General features: G+C 72.8%; 18 protein-coding genes. 14 read left to right on the forward strand and 4 right to left on the reverse strand.

The genetic code is table 11. The annotated features are described in order from the left end of the window. Positions 1-150: 150 nt before the first annotated feature. From RM555_RS17600 to RM555_RS17610, 3 genes are read left to right on the forward strand one after another with little or no spacing between them, the layout of a single operon-like run. Positions 151-1,290: a glycosyltransferase gene (locus tag RM555_RS17600; protein ID WP_311412772.1), complete on the forward strand. Its 1,140-nt coding sequence runs from the start codon at positions 151-153 to the stop codon at positions 1,288-1,290. 44 nt (positions 1,291-1,334) lie between these two features. After that, complete coding sequence (locus RM555_RS17605; protein ID WP_311412801.1) at positions 1,335-2,339, forward strand: glycosyltransferase; 1,005 nt, start codon at positions 1,335-1,337, stop codon at positions 2,337-2,339. After that, positions 2,336-3,814 (forward strand): glycoside hydrolase family 130 protein, encoded by a 1,479-nt coding sequence (locus tag RM555_RS17610; RefSeq protein WP_311412773.1) that lies wholly within the window; start codon positions 2,336-2,338, stop codon positions 3,812-3,814. The genes RM555_RS17605 and RM555_RS17610 overlap by 4 nt, the downstream gene beginning before the upstream one ends. A 151-nt stretch (positions 3,815-3,965) precedes the next feature. Here RM555_RS17610 and RM555_RS17615 read toward each other — a convergent pair whose 3' ends face one another. Continuing rightward, a complete protein-coding gene (locus RM555_RS17615; RefSeq protein WP_311412774.1) occupies positions 3,966-5,048 on the reverse strand; it encodes an ice-binding family protein in 1,083 nt (360 codons plus the stop codon). 388 nt (positions 5,049-5,436) lie between these two features. Continuing rightward, positions 5,437-5,817, reverse strand: a complete 381-nt coding sequence (locus tag RM555_RS17620) for a LapA family protein (RefSeq protein ID WP_311412775.1) — start codon at positions 5,815-5,817, stop codon at positions 5,437-5,439. 447 nt (positions 5,818-6,264) lie between these two features. Here RM555_RS17620 and RM555_RS17625 point away from each other — a divergent pair, with 447 nt between their 5' ends. From RM555_RS17625 to RM555_RS17655, 7 genes are all read left to right on the forward strand, one after another. Next, a complete protein-coding gene (locus RM555_RS17625; RefSeq protein ID WP_311412776.1) occupies positions 6,265-6,993 on the forward strand; it encodes a GAF and ANTAR domain-containing protein in 729 nt (242 codons plus the stop codon). A 162-nt stretch (positions 6,994-7,155) separates the two neighbouring features. Beyond that, positions 7,156-8,076 (forward strand): SigB/SigF/SigG family RNA polymerase sigma factor, encoded by a 921-nt coding sequence (locus tag RM555_RS17630; protein WP_311412777.1) that lies wholly within the window; start codon positions 7,156-7,158, stop codon positions 8,074-8,076. Between the two features lie 72 nt (positions 8,077-8,148). Further along, positions 8,149-8,364, forward strand: coding sequence for a hypothetical protein (locus tag RM555_RS17635; protein ID WP_311412778.1), 216 nt, complete (start codon positions 8,149-8,151; stop codon positions 8,362-8,364). 174 nt (positions 8,365-8,538) lie between these two features. Beyond that, positions 8,539-8,748 carry a phage holin family protein gene (locus RM555_RS17640; RefSeq protein ID WP_311412779.1) on the forward strand — a complete coding sequence of 70 codons (210 nt, stop codon included), beginning with the start codon at positions 8,539-8,541 and terminating at the stop codon, positions 8,746-8,748. A gap of 292 nt (positions 8,749-9,040) precedes the next feature. Further along, positions 9,041-10,084, forward strand: a complete 1,044-nt coding sequence (locus RM555_RS17645; RefSeq protein WP_311412780.1) for a fatty acid desaturase family protein — start codon at positions 9,041-9,043, stop codon at positions 10,082-10,084. 261 nt (positions 10,085-10,345) lie between these two features. Continuing rightward, positions 10,346-11,806, forward strand: a complete 1,461-nt coding sequence (locus tag RM555_RS17650; protein WP_311412781.1) for an SDR family NAD(P)-dependent oxidoreductase — start codon at positions 10,346-10,348, stop codon at positions 11,804-11,806. Between the two features lie 103 nt (positions 11,807-11,909). Then, positions 11,910-13,181 carry a glycoside hydrolase domain-containing protein gene (locus RM555_RS17655; protein ID WP_311412782.1) on the forward strand — a complete coding sequence of 424 codons (1,272 nt, stop codon included), beginning with the start codon at positions 11,910-11,912 and terminating at the stop codon, positions 13,179-13,181. Between the two features lie 16 nt (positions 13,182-13,197). On the opposite strand, the gene RM555_RS17660 is transcribed toward RM555_RS17655, so the two are convergent. Both RM555_RS17660 and RM555_RS17665 read right to left on the reverse strand, forming a co-directional pair. Further along, positions 13,198-13,491: a hypothetical protein gene (locus tag RM555_RS17660; protein ID WP_311412783.1), complete on the reverse strand. Its 294-nt coding sequence runs from the start codon at positions 13,489-13,491 to the stop codon at positions 13,198-13,200. A 19-nt stretch (positions 13,492-13,510) separates the two neighbouring features. Next, complete coding sequence (locus RM555_RS17665) at positions 13,511-14,593, reverse strand: LacI family DNA-binding transcriptional regulator (RefSeq protein WP_311412784.1); 1,083 nt, start codon at positions 14,591-14,593, stop codon at positions 13,511-13,513. Positions 14,594-14,756: 163 nt separating this feature from the next. Between RM555_RS17665 and RM555_RS17670 the strand changes: the two genes are divergently transcribed. From RM555_RS17670 to RM555_RS17685, 4 genes are all read left to right on the forward strand, one after another. Beyond that, positions 14,757-16,463: a DUF4127 family protein gene (locus RM555_RS17670; protein ID WP_311412785.1), complete on the forward strand. Its 1,707-nt coding sequence runs from the start codon at positions 14,757-14,759 to the stop codon at positions 16,461-16,463. Continuing rightward, a complete protein-coding gene (locus RM555_RS17675; protein ID WP_311412786.1) occupies positions 16,460-18,052 on the forward strand; it encodes a hypothetical protein in 1,593 nt (530 codons plus the stop codon). The genes RM555_RS17670 and RM555_RS17675 overlap by 4 nt, the downstream gene beginning before the upstream one ends. A 53-nt stretch (positions 18,053-18,105) precedes the next feature. Beyond that, positions 18,106-20,568, forward strand: coding sequence for a DUF4127 family protein (locus RM555_RS17680; RefSeq protein WP_311412787.1), 2,463 nt, complete (start codon positions 18,106-18,108; stop codon positions 20,566-20,568). Between the two features lie 317 nt (positions 20,569-20,885). Then, a complete protein-coding gene (locus RM555_RS17685; RefSeq protein WP_311412788.1) occupies positions 20,886-21,932 on the forward strand; it encodes a LacI family DNA-binding transcriptional regulator in 1,047 nt (348 codons plus the stop codon).

The raw sequence follows: 21,932 nt of genomic DNA on the forward strand, positions 1-21,932 counted from the left end.
ATCCAGGTTCACCGCCGGCCCCACCCCCGCTGACGCGGCGGCCCCTGAACCCGTTCCGTCGGCCGTCCACGTCGGCCGACGCGCGCCGTTACCTCGTGAGGCCCGCCCCGTCCCTCGGTGGCGGCCGACAACCGGAAGGCACGGCACCCGATGTCCACCCGTTACGGCTTCCTGAGCACCCACCCGCCGACCCGCTGCGGACTGGCCACCTTCAACTCGGCCCTCGCCGCCCATCTCACCGTCGGCGGCCCGCCCGGCGGCGTCGTGCGGGTCACCGCCCCCGGCGACGGCCAGCGCCCGGACCCCTCCGTGGTGCACACCTGGTCGACGCGGAACGCGGCCGGCTGGCGGGGCGCGGCCACCGCGCTCAACGCCTTCGACCTGGCCGTGGTGCAGCACGAGTACGGCATCTACCCCGGGACCGACGGCGAGGACGTCCTGCCGCTGCTGCGCCGGCTCACCGTGCCGAGCATCGTGGTCCTGCACACCGTGCTCCGTCAGCCCTCGGCCCGGCAGAAGACCCTGCTGGAGCAGATCGTGGCCGCCGCCGGCGCGGTCGTCACGATGACCGGCACCGCCCACGACCGGCTGCTCGTCGGCTACGCGGTGGACCCGGCGAAGGTGTCGGTGATCCCGCACGGCGCCGCCGACGCCGTGGGCGCGCCCACCCCGCGGCGGACCCGACCGCACCTGCTCACGTGGGGACTACTCGGGCCCGGCAAGGGGATCGAGTGGGCGTTGCGGGCGCTGGCCCGGTTGCAGGACCTGGACCCGACCCCCACGTTCACCGTCGCCGGCCGGACCCATCCGAAGGTGATCGAGCACCAGGGCGAGGCGTACCGGGCCGGCCTGCACCGCCTCGGCGCCGAGCTCGGCGTCGCGCACGCCGTGGACTACCAGGCCGCGTACCACGACCAGGCCACCCTCGGGGCGCTGGTGCGCTCCGCCGACGTGGTGCTGCTGCCCTACGACTCGGCCGAACAGGTGACCTCCGGTGTCCTGATCGAAGCGGTGGCCGCCGGCGTCCCCGTCGTCGCCACGCCCTTCCCGCACGCCGTCGAGCTGCTCACCGGCGGCCCGGGTCTGGTCGTACCCCATCGGGACCCGACGGCCCTGGCGGCCGCGATCCGGCGGATCCTCACCGAACCCGGCCTGTCCGCCGACCTCGCCGGCCGCTCCCGACCGATCGCGGCGGACCTGCGCTGGCCGGCGGTGGCGGCGCGGTACGAGGCCCTCGCCGGACGGCTCATCGCCGGCCGGTCGCCCACGGTCACCCCGGCAGCGGCGTGACCACGTCGCGCGACCGGGCCGGCGACGGCGGCCACCGCACCGGGATGCCGGCACCCGCGCCGAGCTTCACCCACCTGGCCCGGCTCAGTGACGACACCGGCCTCTTCGAGCACGCCCGGCACGCCATCGTTCGTCGGGAACACGGCTACTGCACCGACGACGTCGCCCGGGGTCTGCTGGTCGTCAGCCGCGAGCCGGAGCCGTCGGCGCAGGTGCTCGGGCTGGCCGAGCGCTACCTGGCCTTCCTGACCCACGCCCAGGACGGTCGCGGCGCCTTCCACAACCGCCTCGGCCACGACCGGCGCTGGACCGACCAGCCCGGTCTCGGTGACTGGTGGGGGCGGGCGCTGTGGGGGCTCGGGACGGCCGCCGCCCGCAACCCCGCCGACTGGATCCGCACCGAGGCGCTCGTGGCCTTCAGCCGCGGCGCCGCCCGGCGGTCGGCGGCGCCGCACGCCATGGCCTTCGCCGGCCTGGGCGCCGCCGAGGTGCTGCGCCGTCATCCCGGGCACGCCGCGGCGGGGGCGCTGCTCGACGACGCCGCCAGCGCCGTCGGCCCCGGCGGCCCTGATCCGCGCTGGCCGTGGCCGCAGGAGCGGCTCAGCTACGCCAGCGCCGCCCTCGCGGAGGTCGTCATCGCCGCCGGCCAGCTACGCGGAGACGCTCCACTGCTCGCCGACGGGCTGCGGATGCTGACCTGGCTGTACGAAATGCAGGTGCGCGACGGGCGGCTCTCGGTCGTGCCCGTCGGCGGCTGGCGACGCGACGGCGCTCGTCCGCGCCACGACCAGCAACCGATCGAGGTCGCCGCCCTCGCCGACGCGTGCGCGACCGCCGCCGCGATCACCAGCGACCCGGCCTGGCGGGCCGGGCTCGGGCGGGCCGTCACCTGGTTCCTGGGGAACAACGACCTCGGCATGGCCATGTGGGACCCCGCGACCGGCGGCGGCTACGACGGGCTCACCCCGCACGGCCCCAACTTCAACCAGGGCGCCGAGTCGACCTTGGCGCTGATCTCCACCATGCAGCACGCCCGGCAGTGGTCGTGACCGGGATCCTGGCCACCCGCCAGAACCTCACCCTCACTCCCGACCCTCGGCGGGTCGTCGTCAAGCTCTTCGTCCCGGGTGAGGACGCCGCGGTGGCGCACACCCGCGCGCACGACCTCGTCGACCGGATCGCGGGCCTCGACGACGACGAGACGCAGGTCCTGCTCCGCCGGACGCTGCACGACTTCGGCGGCCGGCACCGCGATCTGGAGGGCACCTTCCGGCACCACTACGAACTCGTCCGGCACCGGGTCGCCCGCACCCGGCAGCTCTCGCCCACCGCGCGGCTGCTCGTGGGCGCCTACTTCAGCCACGAGTACGCCGTCGAGGCCGCGGCGCTGTGCAACCCGTCCATGGTGGCCCACCCCGACCAGTCGGCGCTGCGCCCGGGGCAGCTGCGGGTGGCGGTCAGCCTGCGCCAGATCGGTGAGGGCCACCTCTCCTCCGTCGGGTTCGCCAGCGCAGTGCTGGGACCCGGGAGCCGCCTCGCCGTGCAGGGGCGGTCCGGACCGCTGGTGAGCGGCCGGCGCGGCCACGTCCGACACCGACGGGACCTGCTGGCTGCCGGGCTACGCGAGGAGGGCTGGGACAACGAGGTCTGCGCCACCGTGCTGGCCGCCCTGCCGGAGCAGTACGACGAGGCAGGTTTCGAACGGGTACTGGCCGCCCTGCCGCCCGATCTGTTCTACCGCCACACCACCCCGGACACCCTGGAACAGCTGCGCCGGATATCGGCGGCCAGCTACGCCGTCGCCTTCCCGGCCGACACCCTCCTGCACGAGCGGGTGCTCTGGCCGGCCACGGCGGCGGAGAGCAACGGCATGGAGGACGCCCGGTTCGTCAGGTTCGTCGACGACACCGGCGTCGCGACCTACCAGGCGACGTACACCGCCTACGACGGTCGACGCATCGCCGCCCGGAGGTTGGCCAGCGACGATCTGAGCCGGTTCCGGATCGACCCGATGCGCGGACCGGGCGCCCGGAACAAGGGCATGGCGCTCTTTCCCCGGACCGTCCACGGCCGGCACCTGGCCCTCTGCCGCTCCGACGGCGAGACCATCGGACTGTCCGTCCTGGCCGACGACGGGACCTGGCAGGCCCCCGTGCCGCTGCACGGGCCGCGCCGCAGCTGGGAGTTGATCCAGGTCGGCAACTGCGGATCGCCCGTCGAGACCGCGGTGGGCTGGTTGGTGCTCACCCACGGCGTCGGCCCGATGCGCCGCTACGCCATCGGGGCGCTGCTGCTCGACCTGCACCGCCCGGAGCGGGTGATCGCGGAGCTGCCCGGGGCGCTGCTGGCCCCCGACGACACCGAGCGCGAGGGGTACGTGCCCAACGTCGTCTACTCCTGCGGCGGTCTGCTCCACGACGAACTGCTCTGGCTGCCGTACGGGGCCAGCGACGCCCGGGTCGGCTTCGCCACCGTGCCCCTGGACGCGCTCGTCGCGGCGATGGTCGGGCAGCGGTCCGGCTGAGTGCCGAGCGGCCGGCGCGCACCGCCGGCCGGCCGGTCTCACACCTTTTGTCGAGAGGGGCGGGTCAGGACGGTGCGCGTCGGTGTCGGACCCGTCTTGTTGAGCCGTGCGGACCCCGGCGGCCGGTGAGCGGCCGCCGGGGTCTGCCCGGTCAGGACTCGGAGGTCCTGCGGCGGTAGAGGAGGAGCAGGCTCGCGCCGGTGGCGACGGCGAGGCTGCCGAGGCCGGTCAGGACGGGTACGAGCGCACCACCGCCGCTACCACCGGTCACCGGCAGCTGCGTGCGGCTCGGGGTCGGGACCCCGGTCGGCGTTCGCGTGGGCTGTCCCGTCGGCGAGCCGGTGGGGCTTCCGGTGGGCTGACCGGTCGGAGTGCCCGTGGGGGTGCCCGTCGGAGTACCGGTCGGGGTGCCCGTGGGAGTCCCCGTCGGCGTGCCGGTGGGCTGGCCGGTCGGGGTGCCCGTGGGAGTCCCCGTCGGCGTGCCGGTGGGCTGGCCGGTCGGAGTGCCCGTGGGGGTCGTGGTCGGGCTTCCTGTCGGCTGGAGGCAGACGGGGGTGTTGATGGTGTTGGTGTCGAGGGTGACGGCGCCGGTCTGGGCCAGGGCCCGGCCCTGCAGGGTCGCGCCGGTGTTCATGGTGATCGAGGTCTGGGCCAGGATGTTGCCCACGAACCGGGTGCCGGTGCCGAGCGTCGCCGAGCTGCCCACCTGCCAGTAGACGTTGCAGGGCGAGGCGCCGTTGATGAACACCACGCTGCTGTTCGCGGCGGTGATGAGGGTGGAGGCGATCTGGAAGATGAACACCGCCGCCGGGTCGTTCTGACTGTTGAGCGTCAACTGGCCGGTCAGTTGCGCGGCGCCGATCCGGTACACCCCGGGGGTCAACGTGGCGCCGCCGAGTTCCGCCGGACGGTTGGTGAAGGGAGTCCGGCCTGCGGCGTCGTTGTACGCGGTGGTCAGGTCGTCCTTGGCCTGCAGGGCGACGTCGTCGGCGAGGTGGATCTCGCCGGCGACGGTGCCCGGCGGGAAGCCTGTCGCTTGGCTGCCGGGGTGGACACCGAGGCTCTGCGCCAGGAAGCTGTCACCGGTGTTGGTTACCTCCGAGCCGGCCAGTACGGAGAAGTTCGCCGCGGTCCCCAGGCCGACCGGGGCCTCGGCCGCGCTGGCACCGGTGCCACTGACGATCAGCACGGCGGCGGCCGCGCTGGCGGCGGCGACGGCTGCGAGCGCCGGCATGGCCGCGCGCCGAAGATGACGGATTCGGGTGACTGTCACGATGTGGCCCTCTCATGGTGCGTCTCCGGCCGGCGCTGTCGCGACAGCGGGCCGGAGTCACACAAGTACAAATATGGGTATATCGGACTTTTACACATCCACAGCCACGATGTTCTGACAACTAGCAAATTTGCCGCCCCCGCCGGCCGCCGAATTCCGGCCCGGTTCGAGCGCTGCCGGAGCCGAGCATTCAGAACGGTCCTCACGTCGGTCGGACGCGTGCCCGACACCCGGTTGCCGAGGGAGCCCGATCCCCAGCCGCCCGCGCTCCCTTCAGGACGACGCCCCGCACGGACCGTGGTGGCCCTGGCGACAGGCGCACGACGTGACGCGGCGGTACGGGTCACCGTCAGGAGTGCGGACCAGGCGGGGGGCCGGCGTCGAGGCGTCCGGCCGTGCGACGTTGGCGCAGCCGGAGTTGCATGATGCGCGCGGTGCCGGGGAGGGCGACGAGCAGGATGCCGAAGACCGCGGACAGCAGCAGGGCAACGCCGATGGGCAACGTCCCGTGCGCGCCGAGGAACGACACCTCGGCGCGCTGACCGTTCTGCAGTACGAAGATCAGGAGCAACAGGAGCACGCACGCGAACAGGACGCTGGCGACCCACAGGCCGCCCATCCGTGAGCGCTGCACCCTCGGCAGCTCGCTCACCAGCCGGGAGGCGGAGTCGGGGCGCGGGTTCCCGTTGACCGGAGGAGTCGGGTGGGAATGGTTCTGCGGTGCGGTCATCACGAACCGCCACCTTCCGAGGTGCGGTCGGCATGCCTGGAAGCCGTAGGAGCCACCGCAGGCATGGGCGGTGGCGGGCGGTTGAGGCGGTGCCCCGGTCCGCAGACGTCGGCGCGCCGGCACGGACGGCCCTCCGGGGGTGCAGCAGCACGCGAGCGGCTCGGGTGATGCGACCTGGACGCGGCCGGCACGGAGGCAGATCGGGTGAGGGTGCGTCCGCACGCGGCGAACCGCCGGCCACCGGGGTCTCGAGCGACAACTGTCATCGTACGCGCCTCGATGCTGCCGGCGGTCGTGCCGCCAGCTGCCGCGTCGCGCGCGGCAGCCGGACCGGGAGTACGGTGTGCCCGGCCCGGCCCGGCCCGTCGCGGCCGGAAGGCGATGGCACGGACCAGGATCGGGGGCCGTCGAATCCGGCGGGACAGCCATACGACGAGGGTGAGTGACATGGCCGACATCCGGTTGTCCGATGTGTTCGTGGAAATGGCCGACACGCTCGTCGACGAGTTCGACGTGCTGGAATTCCTGCACGTGTTGACCGAACGATGCGTCCAGGTGCTGGGCGTCTCGGCGGCCGGCCTGCTGTTGACCGACCAGCGGGACGCCCTCCAGGTGGTGGCCGCCTCCTCCGAACGCACCCGGCTGCTGGAGTTGTTCCAGTTGCAGACCGATCAGGGTCCCTGCGTGGACTGCTTCCGTACAGGGCGCCCCGTGTCGGTGGTCGACCTGTCCACCGCCGGCCGGTGGCCCCGGTTCACCGCCGCCGCGGCGGAGGTCGGGTTCGCCGCGGTCCACGCCCTGCCCATGCGCCTGCGCTCCGAGGTGATCGGGACGCTGAACCTCTTCGACATCCACCCTGGCGCGCTCGACGACGGCAGGCTCCGGCTCGGACAGGCCCTGGCCGACGTGGCCACCATCGGACTGCTCCAGCAGCGCGCCATCCATCGGCGCGACATCCTCGCCGAGCAGTTGCAGACCGCGCTGCACAGTCGGGTCCTGATCGAACAGGCCAAGGGTGTCCTCGCCGAGCGCCTCGGGGTGGACGTGGGAGAGGCCTTCTCGTTGTTGCGCGACAGCGCCCGCAGCCGCAACCGGTCACTGTCCGACCTGGCCCGGGCGGTCGTCGACGGGTCCGAGCAGCTCTCACCGGAACGGCCGACCCGACGGCCCGCCTGAGCACCGGCCCAGCCGCCGGCGGTGCGGCCGTCCTCTTCCTCGTGGGGTTCCGCCGGCCTCCTTGCGGTGGTGCCCGACCGCCGGCAGGGCGTACGGTGAGGCTGTCGCCCGGGTCCCCGGTGGCCGCCGAGTCGCCGCCACCTGCCCGAAGGGGCGTTCACAATGGCCGATCCCACCCCGACCGTTTCCCGTCCTCAGCTGTTCGACGTACCGGACAGCCGCGAACAGTCGCTGCGCCGGCTCGCCGCGTTGGACCGCGACGATCCCGGTCGCGCGAGGCTACGGGCCCGGATCATCGAGAATGGCCTGCCGATGGCCGGCCGGCTGGCCCGCCGATACGTCGGACGCGGCGAGCCGTACGACGACCTGGCGCAGGTCGCGGCGCTGGCCCTGGTCAGAGCGGTCGACGGGTTCGACGTCGAGCGAGGGGTGCCCTTCTCCGGCTACGCGGTTCCGAGCATCCTCGGTGCCCTCCGTCGGCACTTCCGTGACACCACGTGGGCGATGCGGGTACCGCGCCGGGCCCAGGAGCTGAACGGCAGGATGCGCGCTGTCACGGCGGAGTTGACGCAGTCGCAGAGCCACCACCCGAGTGCCGCGGAACTCGCCGACCACCTGGAAGTGGGCGTCGAGGAGATCCAGGCCGCCGTCCTCGCGGCGCAGGCCTACCGGCTGGTGTCTCTCGACGCGCCACGGCACGACACCGACGACCTCGGGACGCTGGCGCTCATCGGTGCCGTCGATCCCGCTTTCGCCCGGGTCGACGATCACCTCGTACTCCGGTCGCTCCTGGCCGACCTCCCACCGCGGGAGCGCAGGATCCTCACGATGCGCTTCCACGGCGAGCTGACCCAGAAGCTGATCGCCGAGCGATGCGGCCTGTCGCAGATGCACGTGTCGCGGCTGCTGAAGCAGTCCCTCGCCCGGCTCCGGGCCGGCATCACCAGCGCGAACCCCGCCGAAGCTCCGCTCGTGGCCGTGCCCGCAGCGCGGATGCACCGGCAGCGGATCGCGGTCGAATGCCCCAACCGTGTCGAATGCGCCGATTCGCCACCCATTGCCCCTGCGCTGTCTCCACGATGAGGACAAGGTCGGATTCGGAACTGAGAGGGGTAGTGCGGCATGAGGCGTCGACGTAGCAGGAGGGCGCCGCTGATGCAGGCGGCAGCGATGTCCCTGGCAGCGGTGCTGGCGGCGGCGGCCGTCGTACGGGCTCGGCGCCGTCGCGCCGCGGGTGACACGACGGCCCGCGATCTTCCCGCCCTGCGGGACAGCGCGTTCGCCGACGCGGGCACGGGCGGAATGCCGGTCCCCGGCGGCGCGGGCAGCCGGGACAAGCAGACGGCGTCACCGGCAGCAGCGGCGCGGTGAGGACGGGGCGCCGCCTCACGATCGGGCAGGCCCGGTGTGACCAGGCGGCGCCCGCCCGACGCCCCTGACGCACGCACCCTGGCGCGACGTGCCGGACTGTCACTGGAGGTGAGGGCGGATGAGTGACCCGCCCAGCGGGGCCCGGACGGCCGACGGGCCACGGCGCTGGCCCGGTTGGAGCTGACCGCCAAGGGTAGGCGCGCCAGCTCCGGCGCCGCGCTGGTCGTCGCGGTGGCTCTCTTCGCGGTGGCCTGGCTGCTCGCGCTGTTCGGAAGAAAGCAGGTGAAGCAGACGATGCCCGTCAAGCCGGAGTCGACGCTGCACAGCGTGCGCGCGGACGCGAAGTCGGTGCGGCAGGCGACCAGGGAGGGACGAGGGCGATGACCCCGAACGCGAGCAGCGACCCGAAGGCTCGGGGTCGGGACAGGGCCCTCGACATCGGAGAACGGGCCCGGCGGCGCCTGACCGACTCGGCTGAGGTGCTGCGCGAGAGGACCGCGAAGGCGGCTCGGACAGCCCGGCCTGAGGCTGGCGGGACGGGGCTCGACGAAACGGCCCGCGCGCTGCCCGACCGACTGGTCGGGATTCGATCGGCCGCCCGCCGACACCCCGTCCTGGTCGTCGCCGCTGCCACCGTAGGCCTCGTCGTGACGATGCGTCAGCACGAGCGGCGACCATGAGCGATGCGACCCTCGACACCCGACGTCACGGTGGCAGTCAGTACGCGGAACTGTCGCGCCTGATCCGGCGGGCGGGACTCCTCGATCCGCGGCGCGGCTACTACGCACTGCGCATCGGTGCCCTCGGCGGGTGCTACGTCGGCGCCTGGGCGCTGTTCGGGTGGCTCGGTGAGTCGTGGTGGCAACTGGGCGTCGCGGCCGTCCTCGCGGTGGTCTTCGCGCAGGCCGGCTTCATCGGTCACGACGCCGGTCACCGCCAGGTCTTCCGTACCCGTCGCGCCAACGACCTGGTCGGCCTGGTCCACGGCAACCTCCTGATCGGCCTCAGTTACGGCTGGTGGGTCGACAAGCACAACCGCCATCACGCGCACCCGAACACCGAGGGCCACGACCCGGACATCGTCGTGCGGCCGTTGTCGTTCACCCCGAGGCAGGCGCGGGAGCAGCGCGGGCCCGGCGCGCTGGTGGTCCGTCACCAGGCGTACCTGTTCTTCCCGCTGCTGCTGCTGGAGGGCCTGCACCTGCACGCCAACAGCGTCAAGGCCCTCGTCGGCCCGAGTCGGATCAGGCGGCGCCCCGTGGAGGCCGCGCTGCTGGCCGTGCACACCGTCGGATACCTCGGGGCCGTGATCCTCGTGCTGAGCCCGGCGCAGGCCGTCGCGTTCGTCCTCGTCAACCAGGGCCTGCTCGGCCTCTACCTCGGCAGCGCCTTCGCCCCCAACCACAAGGGCATGCCGATCCTCGCCGCCGACGACCGGCTCGACTACCTGCGGCGCCAGGTGCTCACCTCCCGCAACGTGCGCGGCAACTGGTTCATCGACGCCCTGCTCGGCGGCCTGAACTACCAGATCGAGCATCACCTCTTTCCCAGCATGCCGCGGCCCAACCTCCGTCGCGCCCGGCCACTGGTACGCCAGTTCTGCGCCGACCACGACGTTGCCTACCACGAGACCAGCCTGACGCGTTCGTGGCGTCAGGTGCTGGGGCACCTGCACGCGGTCGGATCGGGCCGACCGGCTGACGACGCCGGCCCGGGCTGAGGCTCAGACCGCTCGCCGGGTCCCGTCGCGCCGGACGCCGGCGACGGCCCCGCCTCCCCCGGCGGGTCGGCGACGCCGATCACGTACGCGCGTCAATCGGGTCCACCGCCGCGTTCTCCCGGGCGGTGTTCCGAGGGTGCGCGCCGGGCCGGTCGGCGGGCGCGGGATGCGCCGGCACCCGTGCGGTGACGTACAGTTCCGGGTCGGACTTGGCGTGGGCCGGGAAGACACGGCGCGGAAACGGGACGAGACAGCGACGGCATGACGGCGGACAAAACTACGGAAACCGGCCACGGCGGCATCGACCGGAGCCAGCTGGAGACCTGTCTCAGCGTCTTCGAGGCGTTGGAGGACCTGCCTCCCGACCACCCCGACGTGGTACGCGTGCAGCGGGCCACCGCGCGGCTCTACAAGGTGATCAAGCAGCGCCGGCGCGAGGAGCGGCGGGACGCGATCGCGGCGGCCGACCGCGCGGTGACGGCGGCCACCGCCACCGGCGCGCCGGGCCGGATCGACGACGAGACCCAGGGGATCCCGCTCGCCTCCCCCACCGAGGGCACGACGGCCGGCTTCCTGCACAACCCGCGCGGCTGCTACGTCTGCAAGCAGCGCTACCGCGAGGTGGACGCCTTCTACCACCAGCTCTGCCCGTCCTGCGCGGCGCTGAACCGGGAGCGCCGCGACGCCCGTACCGACCTGACCGGCCGGCGCGCGCTGCTCACCGGCGGCCGGGCGAAGATCGGCATGTACATCGCGTTGCGGCTGCTGCGCGACGGCGCGCACACCACGGTGACCACGCGGTTCCCGCACGACGCGGTACGCCGGTTCGCGGCGATGCCCGACAGCGGGGAGTGGCTGCACCGCCTGCGGATCGTCGGGATCGACCTACGCGACCCCGCCCAGGTGATCGCGCTCGCCGACTCGGTCAGCGACCAGGGCCCCCTCGACATCCTGATCAACAACGCGGCGCAGACCGTGCGGCGCAGCCCCGGGGCGTACGCCCAACTCGTCGCCGCGGAGGCGGCGGCCCTGCCGGAGGGCCCCCTGCCGGAGATCGTCACCTTCGCCAAGCCGGCCGGGCGGGGCGAGACGGCGGGCGACCTTACCGCCTCGCCGCAGTCGACCCCGCTCACCCCGCACGCGCTCACCGCCCTCGCGCTGACCAGCGGCTCCGCCTCGCCGGAACGGATCGCGGCGGCCACCGCCATCGACGCCGGCGGCCTGGTGCCGGACCTCGACCCGGTCAACAGCTGGGTGCAGCGGGTGCAGGAGGTCGACCCGGTCGAGCTGCTGGAAGTGCAACTGTGCAACGTGACGGCGCCGTTCGTACTGGTCAGTCGGCTCCGGCCGGCGATGGCCGCGGCGAAGGCCCGCCGCAAGTACGTGGTGAACGTGTCAGCGATGGAGGGCCAGTTCGGCCGCGGCTACAAGGGGCCGGGGCACCCGCACACCAACATGGCCAAGGCCGCGCTGAACATGCTGACGCGCACCAGCGCCCAGGAGATGCTGACCGACGGCATCCTGATGACCAGCGTGGACACCGGCTGGATCACCGACGAGCGGCCCCACCCGACGAAGATGCGGCTGGCGGATGCCGGTTTCCACGCCCCGCTGGACCTGGTCGACGGCGCGGCCCGGGTGTACGACCCGATCGTCCGCGGCGAGCAGGGCGAGGACCTGTACGGCTGCTTCCTCAAGGACTACGCGCCCTGCGCCTGGTAACCGACGCGTCACCAATCTGACACTATTGCCAACCTTCGATGGGTGTGTAAAAGTTCTTCACTGACTTCAACCTCGTGCAAGGAAACCTTCGAGGGAGACCGGGATGAGAAGGACCACCACCTGGCTGCTGGGCCTCGCCACCGCGGCGGGGCTCACCGTCACGCTCGGCTCGGCGGCCGTGGCCGAGTCGACGCCGGCCCCGCAGCCGCAGCCGCAGTCCGTGGCGGTGTCCGCCGTCGGTCCGCAGCCCGGCACCTTCGTCGGTAAGGGCTTCGACACCTGCACCGCCCCGTCGCAGTCCGCGATGAACGCCTGGCGGGCCAGCTCGCCGTACCGCGCGGTGGGCATCTACATCAGCGGGGCCAGCCGCACCTGTGCGCAGCCCAACCTGACGGCGACCTGGGTCACCAACCAGGTCGCCAATGGCTGGCGGCTCATCCCCATCGAACTCGGCTACCAGGCGCCCTGCGGCAGCCGCGCGCCGAAGATGTCCGCCGACCCCGCCACCGCGCGCTCGCAGGGCCGCACCGCCGCCGACAGCGCCGCCAGCGCCGCGCAGGCGCTGGGCATCGGCGCCGGCAGCACCATCTACAACGACATCGAGCACTACCCGACGACCGCGTCGTGCCGCGCCGCCGTGCTGTCGTTCCTGTCCGGCTGGGTCGAGCGGTTGCACACCAAGGGCTACCTGGCCGGCATGTACTCCAGCGGATCCTCCGGCATCAGGGACGTCTGCCTGGAGTACAACAACGCGAGCTACACCAGGCTGGACCAGATCTGGATCGCCTGGTGGAACGGCGTGGCCGACACCGACGCCGGAAGCTACTGTTCCGACGCCTACTACGCGAACCACCAGCGGTTGCACCAGTACGCCGGGGACGTGACGGAGACCTGGGGCGGCGTGACGATGAAGATCGACCGCAACTACCTGGACGTGAGCACGTCGCAGCAGCCGCCCCCGCAGCAGTGGACCACCACTGTCGACAACACCACGTCCGGCCGGTTCACGGCGGGCGCCAACTGGAGCACGTCGTCGTACTCCGGGCAGCGCTTCGGCACCGACTACCGGTTCGCGAACCCGACCTCGGCCAGCGACGTCGCCTGGTACCGGGCGAACATCCCCGAGACGGGGACCTACGAGATCTCGGTCTGGTACCCCGCCGACCCCGGATACAACGCCCAGACGCCGTACGTCGTCGCCACCGCCTCGGGCAACCGGTCGGTGTCGGTCGACCAGCGCGTCAACGGTGGACGGTGGGTGTCGATCGGCGTCTTCACGCTCGCGGCCGGCGACGGCAACAAGGTCGGGGTGAGCCGCTGGACCAGCGGCAGCGGCTACGTGGTCGCCGACGCGGTACGCATCACCCGCGCCTGACCGTACGGCTCCCGGGTCAGCGTCGATCCGGGTAGTTCTCGCCCAGTTCGATCTCGGCCCGTACGGCGAACTCGCGCAGCCTGGTGATCGCCTCGGCGGGCCCGCCGGTGGCCTGCACCATCGCCGACTGGGCCAGGATGATCAGCGCCTCGACCGCCTCCTGCGGCCGGGGGTTGACCAGGGCGGCGACCTGGCCCATGTCGTCGTCGAAGTAGGCGAGCAGGATCCGGCTCGCCAGCCCGATGGTCCGGGCGGTGTCCCCCGCGAGGTCGTCCGCGCCGCTCGGCGTCACGTCCCGCGCCCCGCCCACGGCGTCCTCCGGTGGTCGGTCACGTCCGGCCGGTCACCGGGGGCCCGAGGGTCTCGCCCTCGACCAGGGTGCAGGGCAGCAGCCGCTGGTGGTCGCTGTCGCGGCCGTGCAGGATGTCGTCGAGCACCTCGATGGCCTGCCAGCCCATCTCCCTGCGGGCGATGTGGAAGCCCGTGAAGTCGAGGTCGGTCTCGGCCTGTCGGGTGGGATCGCCGAGGGCCACCAGGGACAGGTCGCCGGGCACGGACATGCCCCGGGCCCGGGCCGCCTCGGCCACCGCCACCGCCTCGACCAGTTCCTCGCAGAAGACGGCGGTGACCCGGGCCGCGCGCAGTGCGTCGAGCAGCTCCGCCGTGGTCCTGTCGCCGACCGGTTCGTGCCGACCGTCCACACCGGTCTCCCGGACCGCGGCGGTGAAGCCGGCGAGGCGGTCGGTGGCGGACTCGGCCCCGGTGCCGGCGCCCACGTACGCCAGCGCCCGGTGCCCGAGGTCGACGGCGCGGTGGACGAGGGCGGCGGTGGCCCGGGCGTAGTCCGCGCCGACGTAGGGCACCGGACCGCCCGCCCCGGACGGCAGGTGGGCGTCGTCGCGTCGACCGACGGAGACGAAGGGCATGTCCCCGGCGACCATCCGGGCCAGCTCGTCGCGGGGGATCTCCCGACCGAGCAGCACGCAACCGTCGGCGAGCCGGATGCGGTTGTTGTCGTGGAAGATCCGGCGGCTGCCGCCGCTCACGGGGGCGCTGGTGAACAGCAGCAGGTCGCACCCGATGTTCTCCGCACACGCCTCGATGCCGGACATGAACGGGTGGTAGAAGTTCGCGCTGGTGCTCGGGAACACCGACTCGTAGGTGAACACGCCCAGGATCTGGTTGTGCTGTTGCAGCAGCCGCCGGGCGAGCGGGTCGGCGACGTAGCCAGTCTCGCGGATGACGCGCAGCACCCGTTCCCGGGTCTCCGGGGCGATCCGCCAGGCCGCCTCAGTCCGGTCGTTGAGCACGAGCGACACGGTCGTCTGGCTCACTCCGGCCATCCGCGCGATCTCGTGCTGCGTCAGCCTGCCCCGCCCTGCGGACACGGATATCGGCCACCTTCTGAGCATCACGTATCGCCGATGGTTGTCGCGGAGGATGCTGCCCGGCCCGCAGAACCGGTGTCAAGGGCCGCCGGACGCAGTAATACGTATTACTGTCTCCGGCGGTATTGACCCGGGCCTCTCACTGATCCAAGACTCAGCGCATCCCCCGGCAACGCGAGGAGCCGACATGCCTGATCACCCCCTGTCCCGCCGCAGCCTTCTCCGGGCCGCCGGCCTCACCGGCCTCGCCGGCGCCGGCCTCACCGCACTCGGCCCGCCGGCGCACGCCCGACCGAAGACCCCACGGCTCGGCACGATCGCCCTGGTCCCGCTCGACGACCGGCCCTACACCTGGTACGCCCCGCAACAGATCGCCACCGGCGCCGGCTACGACACCCTTCTGCCACCTCGGGAGACCCTGGGGCGGCACTTCACCCCCGGCGACGGCCGCGCCGTCGGCCAGTGGCTCACCTCGTCCACCACGCAGGCGGACGCGCTGGTCGTCGCCCTACCGATGCTCGCCTACGGTGGACTGCTCAACTCCCGCAACAGCTCCGTGGCGGAGGCCGAGGCGTTCGCCCGGCTGGCGGCGGTACGGACCGTCCGGCAGCGCCGCCCACACCGGCGGCTCTACGCCTTCGACACCATCATGCGGCTCACCCCCGAGGGGCCGTGGCGCAACGAGCTGCGGGCCTGGGCCACGGTGAAGGACGAGGTCGACAACCTCGGGATGGTGGAGAAGCGCCCGCAGCTCGACGCGCTGGAGTCCCAGATCCCGGCCGACGTGCGCGACGACTACCTGGCCACCCGGGCGCGCAACCACCGGATCAACCTGACGATGATCGAATGGGCGGCCGAAGGGATCTTCGACTTCCTCGTGGTGGGCCAGGACGACGCCACCGGCCACGGCCTGCACCGGCCCGAGTCCCAGGCGCTCGCCGCCCGCATCGCCGAACTCGGCGTCGGCGACCGGGTGGTGATCTACCCGGGCGCCGACGTGGTGGCCGCCCTGCTCATCGCCAAGATCGCCGTCCGGGACGCCGACGTGCGCCCCCGGGTCAGCGTCGAGTACTCCCGGGTGTCGGGCGAGGAGTGGACCGCGCCCTACCAGAACATCCCGTACGCCCAGCTCGTCAAGGGCTACGTCGACATCCTCGGCGGGACGGTCGTGGACCGGCCGGAGCAGGCCGACCTGGTCCTGATGGCCAACACGGGCGGCAGTTCCGCGTCGGTGGCGCCGTTCGCCGACCGCCTGGTGGCCCACGTCCGGGCCGGACGCCTCGTGGCGCTCGGCGACGACGCCATCGCCGGGCACTCCGACCGGCGTCTGCTGTCCCTGCTCAACGGCCGGATCCGGTACGTCGAGCTGGCCGGCTACTCCGGCTGGAACGTCGGCATCAGCCTCGCCCAGGCGACGTCCCGCTGGGCGCTGCGGCAACGCTCGCTCCGCGGTGACCTGCCGCCCGGCGCGCCCGGCACCGTCGGTGAGCCGGTCCTGGCCGCCCGGCGGGCACTCCTGCACGACGCGGCCCGAGCCACCATCGAGTTGTCCGTCTCGGAACTGGTGCAGACCGACTCGTACCGCGCCTCGAACGTCCGCACCGCCACCACCGCCTACGCGTCCGCGCTGGGTGAGCCGGACCCGCAGAACATCGCCACCCACTTCGCCGAGATCAACGCCTACGCGGTCGACAACACCGTCCCGCACGCGGAGAAGCTGTTCGCCGACGAGTTCGCCGGGGCCACGCTCGCCCTCGGCAGCGACGGACGGGCGCCGGTGACCGCCCGCGTGGACAGGCTCGACGCCTGGCACCTCCACCTGCCCTGGAACCGCACCGGTGAGATCGCCGCCGAGCCCCGGATCGTGCTGACCCCGGATCGGGGGACGCGGTGAGGGCGCGGGCGGCCGCGCTGCTGGCCGCACTCGTCGTCGCCGCCGCGACGCCGGTCCCGACCGCCCCGGCCGTCGCCGCCACCCCGGTCCCGCTCGTCGACAGCTACTTCGACTGGCTGGTGGCCTCGCACGACGGGGTCCGCAACGGGTTGCGCCGGGACATCGAGCACGTCCACGGTGACCAGCTCGTGATCGCCGGCAGGACCTGCACCACGGCGAGCCCGTGCACGATCGGCGGGCCGCGGCAGAGCACCGCGGCCTGCACCTCGCTCCAGTTCATCTCGGTCTACCTCGACCAGCGGGCGGCGTACGAGCAGCGGTCCCTGTCGAGCGTGGAGACCGGGCTCATCGACGAGTTCGCCGGCGCGGTGCTCGCCCACCGGCTCGCCAAGGACCCGAACGCGCCGAAGATCTTCGACGATGCGGTAGCGAGCACCCCTGACGGCCAGATCCGCTACTTCACCTCGTTCGGCAACGCGGCGTGCGGAGAGGCGCTGCTGGCCGCCCACCAGGCGACCGGCACCGTCGGGTACCTCGACGCGGCCGTCGGCATCGGCGAGTTCCTGCTCCGGATGCAGGACCCCCGCGCCTACTACCTGATCTACGGCGTGCATCCGTTCGTCGACGCACTCGGCCAGCCCACCACCCCGCCGGGCGGCTACGTCGACCAGATCTCCAGCTGGAGCAACCTCTACTCGACGATCTCCACCTGGAACCTCACCGCGATCGCGTTCATGCAGCGGTTGCAGACGGCCGTCGCGCCGCCGGACAACCGGTACGGCCAGTCGGCCGCCACCGCCCGGCAGTTCCTCGCCACGGGACTACAGCTCGGCGCGGACTGGTACACCTTCGACTTCGACTCCCCCGCCACCAGCCAGAACCGCGTGGTAGCGCAGAGCGCGTACCGCGCCGACTGCCGGGACAACCGGTGGCACCGCAAGGGCTCCTGCACCTACACCGACGGCCAGATCGCCGGCGGAACCCTCGGCACCGACATGATCGAGTACGGGCTGGCCGGACTCTACGACCACGAACGCCAGCTCAACGGCGCCAGTTCCGCGGCTGCCGCCGTGACGACCCTCTACACCACGTACACCAGCCTCCCGGGCTGGCACACCGCCTCGGCCAGCGACCCGCTCGACTGCGTCGACGACACCGCGGCCGGGGCCGTGGACCCGTACTACCCACCGGACAACCAGGGCCCGACGCCGACGGGTGACGCGCGCGACTACGACCCGCACCTGTCCTTCGGCGGCTTCTTCCGCCTCACCCCGCCCAACGAGAACGCCGAGGCGAAGTACTACGACATCGTCGGCTTCGGCATCCTCGCCGAGCTGCGCGAGGAGCTGGTGCCGGCCAAGTTCGCCGCGGGCTACCAACGGTTGCAGCAGGCCGACCGGCAGGACGCGCTCTACGCCCTGCTCGACCGGTCGCTGGCCGCGATGTTCCTACCCGCCCGCGACGCCGACGACCTCGACGGTGACAGCGACACCACCGAACACCTGTGCAAGGGCACCCGGGGCACCCTCCCGGTCGCCCACAACGGCCTCGGCATCCTCAAGGCCGTCGGGTACGCCGGCACCCGGTGACCGCGCCACCGATCCCCGATGACCTCGTCCACCACCATGACGAAAGTGAACCGATGCGTCGCACCAGACGACTGACACCCCGCACCCTCAGCGTGGTCGCCACCGCCGCGGTGGCCCTCACCTTCGCGGTCGCCCCGTCGGGGGCCCCGGCCGCAGCCGCCGCGCCGCCGGCCAACCTGGGCCGGCTCGCCGTCGTACCGCTGGACGACCGGCCGTTCACCGCGCACACGCCCGTCGCGGTCGCCGAGGCCGGCGGACACGAGGCGCTCACACCCCCGGAGGACCTGCTCGGCGAGTACTTCACCTACGGCCAGGCCGACGCGGTCGGCGCCTGGTGGCGCAAGGCAGCCGCCGACGCGGACGGCTCGGTCGTCGCGGCCCCGATGCTCGCCTACGGCGGCCTGGTCGCCTCCCGGACCTGCCAGACCAGCCTGGCCGACGCCCGGCGGCGGCTCGCCGTGCTGGACGAGGTGAAGCGGAGCAACCCCGACAAGCCGCTGTACGCGTTCGACGTGATCATGCGCCTCACCATCGAGCCGACCAGCAGCTACCCGGGCATCCACTCCGGACCCATCCGCCGCTGGGCCGTCCTGATGGACCAGGTGGAGAACCTCGGGCAGGAGGAGCGCCGGGCCGAGTACGAGCAGGTCGCCAGCGAGATCCCCGAGGAGATCAAGGCGGACTTCCTCTGCGCCCGGGCCCGGGACCACCAGATCAACCGGGACATGATCGAACGGGTCGCCAAGGGCACCATCGACTACCTGATCCTCGGCCAGGACGACGCCACCGAGCACGGCCCGCACCGCCTGGAGAAGGCGAGCCTGGCCGCGCTCACGGCCCAGCTCGGGGTCCAGGACCGGGTCAGGATCTACCCGGGCGCCGACATCCTCGGCGCGCTGCTGGTGGCCAAGCACGTCACCGAACGGCTCGGCGCCGCCCCGACGGTCGACGTCGAGTGGTCCCGCACCCCGGGCGAGCAGTGGGTGGCGCCCTACCAGGACGTCCCCTACGCCACCCTGGTCGACGAGTACGTGCGTACCCTCGGCGCCCGCCCCTCGGACGGTCCCGACGCCGACATCCTGCTGATGGCCAACACCGCCGGGGGCGGAAACCTGGAGCCCTTCGCCGACCGGATCCACGACGCGGTGGCCCGGGGCCGGCTCGTCGCGGTCGGTGACGACGCGCTGGCCGGCAAGGTGGACGCCGAGCTGCGGTCGCTGCTCGCTCCCCGGATCCGGTTCGGGGAACTCGCCGGCTGGTCCGGCTGGAACATCGGTCTGTCGATCTCCCAGTCGGTGGTCCGCGCGGCGCTGTTGCAGGCGAGCCGGACCGGGCGCCTGCCCAATTTCCCGGGCCGGGCGAAGGGGATCCCCTTCCAGCAGGCGCGCCAGACCATCCTGCTGAACGCCGCCACCGCGCACGTCGAGTTGACGCTGCAGGAGCTGGCCCACACCGACGTCTACCGCAACCAGGTGCTCAGCCAGGTCCAGGCGTACGCCCGGGACAACGGCGACGATCCGCAGTACATGACGAAGGTGTTCGAGGGCGCCAACCAGCTCGCGGTGCAGCGGACCAGGGCGCTGGCCGATCAGCTCTTCGCCGACGAGTTCGCCGGCATCCCCCTGCGCGCCGGCAACGACGGCCGGCACGAGGTGACGGCGGTCGTGCACCGGCTGACGTCCTGGCAGATGACGCTGGCCTGGTCGCGCTACCAGGAGCTGGAGGCCTTCCCCACGCTCGCCCTGAGCACGGCCCCCACCGATCGCGGTGCGCTGCTCACCGTCTCGGCCCTGCCCCTGCGCACCACGGTCCGGCCGGAATCGGAGGTGGACACCCGGATCACCGCGGTGCTCCGCAACGACGTCGGCACGCCGGTGACGGCACAGCTCAGCGCCGTCGTACCCGAGGGGTGGGTGGCCCCGGCGCCGACCGAGGTGCGCCTCGCGCCGTTCGCGGTGGTGGAGGTGCCGTTGACCGTGGGGGTACGCGGGCTCGCGGCCGAGCAGAGCGCCACCGTCAGGGTCGACGCCCCGCACGGCGTGCTGCCGGACCAGCCCCGACAGTTCACCGCGAGCGCCACCACGACCGTCGGCGCGGTGTGGCGCAACGTGGCGTTGGCCGCTGAGGGCGCGAAGGCCAGCGCGTCGGGCTGGTGGCGGCAGTACGTGCCGGCGCACGTGATCGACGGCAACCGGGTCAGCTCCGGTAGCCGCTGGATCACCGATCCCGCCGACAGCCACTGGCTGCGGGTCGACTTCGCCGGTGCGGAACTGGTCGACACCGTGCGGCTGCACCAGTACGGCGGGTACGAGCTGACGTCGTACCGGATCTCCGGCCTGGTCGACGGCACCTGGCGGGTGCTCGACGAGGTCACCGGGAACACGACCCAGGTCACCACGCACACCTTCACGCCGGTCCGCGCGACCGCCGTGCGCCTCGACGTCCTCGCCAGCCGGGACCGGCAGGCCCGGCTCTACGAGATCGAGGTGACCTGCCGCGCCGCCTCCTGCGGCTGACGCCGACACCGCCGAGGCGGCGTCGACACACCGCCGCGTCCGGGTCCGGTCACCGGGCGGTTTCCCGCCCCCGGCGACCGGACCGGCCGGCGGTACGCGTGCCGCCGGCCGGCGCGGCGCAGCGCCGTACCCGGCAGGCGGACGACACGGTGTCGCGGCGGGTGCACGACGCCCAGAAGAAATCGATTCCCTGCCATATAGGATCTCAGGGCCGACCACTCTCGGGCGACGGGCCGCAACGGACGGTGCTGCTCGTGCGGTCGCATCCGGGGGTCCGGTGTGGGACCGGGCGCGAGACACCGACAGGGGACGACCGCATGACGACCATCTATGACGTGGCCCGGGTGGCCGAGGTCTCGGCGTCGACGGTGTCCCGGGTGCTCAACGGGCACTCGTCGGTGGATCCGGACCTGGCCGCCCGGGTACGCCAGGTGGTGCTCGACCTGGACTACCGGCCCAACGCGGTGGCCCGCAGCCTGCGCCGGCAACGCACCAGCCTCTGGGCGGTGATCATCTCCGACATCGGCAACCCGTTCTTCACCTCGCTGGTGCGCGGCATCGAGGACGTGGCGCAGGAGGCGGGCTTCTCCGTGGTCCTGTGCAACGGTGACGAGGATCCCGAGAAGGAGACCCGCTACGTGACGGCGGCCCTGGCCGAGCGGATGGCCGGCGTGATCATCTCGCCGTCGGGACGACCGGCCCTGATCAACCGGCTGACCGAGGCCGGGATGCCGGTCGTGGCCATCGATCGGCAGCCGCACGGGGTGGCCGTGGACACCGTGCTCGTGGACAACGTCCACGGCGCCGAGACGGCCACCGCCCACCTGATCGACAGCGGCTACCGCCGGATCGCCTGCGTCACGGGACCGCGGCGGATCTCCACCGCCGTCCAGCGGCTACGCGGATACCAGCAGGCCCTGCGCGCCGCCGGCCGGAGCGCGCCGGAGGACCTGGTCCGGTACGCCGACTTCCGGGAGGACGGCGGCTACCGGGCCATGGCGTCCCTGCTGAACGCGGCCGAGCCGCCGGACGCGGTCTTCGTCACCAACAACCTGATGACGGTGGGCGCGGTGGAGTGCCTGGTCGACCGGGGCATCGCCGTGCCCACCCGGTGCGGCGTGGTCGGGTTTGACGACATTCCCTGGGCCCACCTGGTGCGACCCTCGCTGAGCACCGTCGCGCAGCCCACGTACGACCTGGGGCGGGCCGCGGCGTCGCTGCTCACCGAGCGGATCGCCAACCCCGCGAAGGCGTCCTCGACCGTCACCCTGCGGACGACCCTGCGGATCCGCGAGAGTTCGGTCCGGTCCCTGCCGGACGGACAGCCCGCGGCCGGCGCGGGTGGGCCCGCCCGGGCCCGGTGA

It is taken from the genome of Micromonospora reichwaldensis, from assembly GCF_031845925.1.
Lineage (GTDB): Bacteria > Actinomycetota > Actinomycetes > Mycobacteriales > Micromonosporaceae > Micromonospora > Micromonospora reichwaldensis.

Bases quoted from the DNA above. Each gene is read 5' to 3' on its own strand.
- RM555_RS17680 (WP_311412787.1), top strand. From the start codon at position 18,106: ATGCGTCGCACCAGACGACTGACACCCCGCACCCTCAGCGTGGTCGCC.
- RM555_RS17665 (WP_311412784.1), bottom strand. From the start codon at position 14,593: ATGCTCAGAAGGTGGCCGATATCCGTGTCCGCAGGGCGGGGCAGGCTG.
- RM555_RS17685 (WP_311412788.1), top strand. From the start codon at position 20,886: ATGACGACCATCTATGACGTGGCCCGGGTGGCCGAGGTCTCGGCGTCG.
- RM555_RS17635 (WP_311412778.1), top strand. From the start codon at position 8,149: ATGCAGGCGGCAGCGATGTCCCTGGCAGCGGTGCTGGCGGCGGCGGCC.
- RM555_RS17630 (WP_311412777.1), top strand. From the start codon at position 7,156: ATGGCCGATCCCACCCCGACCGTTTCCCGTCCTCAGCTGTTCGACGTA.
- RM555_RS17615 (WP_311412774.1), bottom strand. From the start codon at position 5,048: ATGCCGGCGCTCGCAGCCGTCGCCGCCGCCAGCGCGGCCGCCGCCGTG.
- RM555_RS17625 (WP_311412776.1), top strand. From the start codon at position 6,265: ATGGCCGACATCCGGTTGTCCGATGTGTTCGTGGAAATGGCCGACACG.
- RM555_RS17650 (WP_311412781.1), top strand. From the start codon at position 10,346: ATGACGGCGGACAAAACTACGGAAACCGGCCACGGCGGCATCGACCGG.
- RM555_RS17655 (WP_311412782.1), top strand. From the start codon at position 11,910: ATGAGAAGGACCACCACCTGGCTGCTGGGCCTCGCCACCGCGGCGGGG.
- RM555_RS17670 (WP_311412785.1), top strand. From the start codon at position 14,757: ATGCCTGATCACCCCCTGTCCCGCCGCAGCCTTCTCCGGGCCGCCGGC.
- RM555_RS17605 (WP_311412801.1), top strand. From the start codon at position 1,335: ATGCCGGCACCCGCGCCGAGCTTCACCCACCTGGCCCGGCTCAGTGAC.
- RM555_RS17620 (WP_311412775.1), bottom strand. From the start codon at position 5,817: ATGACCGCACCGCAGAACCATTCCCACCCGACTCCTCCGGTCAACGGG.
- RM555_RS17600 (WP_311412772.1), top strand. From the start codon at position 151: ATGTCCACCCGTTACGGCTTCCTGAGCACCCACCCGCCGACCCGCTGC.
- RM555_RS17645 (WP_311412780.1), top strand. From the start codon at position 9,041: ATGAGCGATGCGACCCTCGACACCCGACGTCACGGTGGCAGTCAGTAC.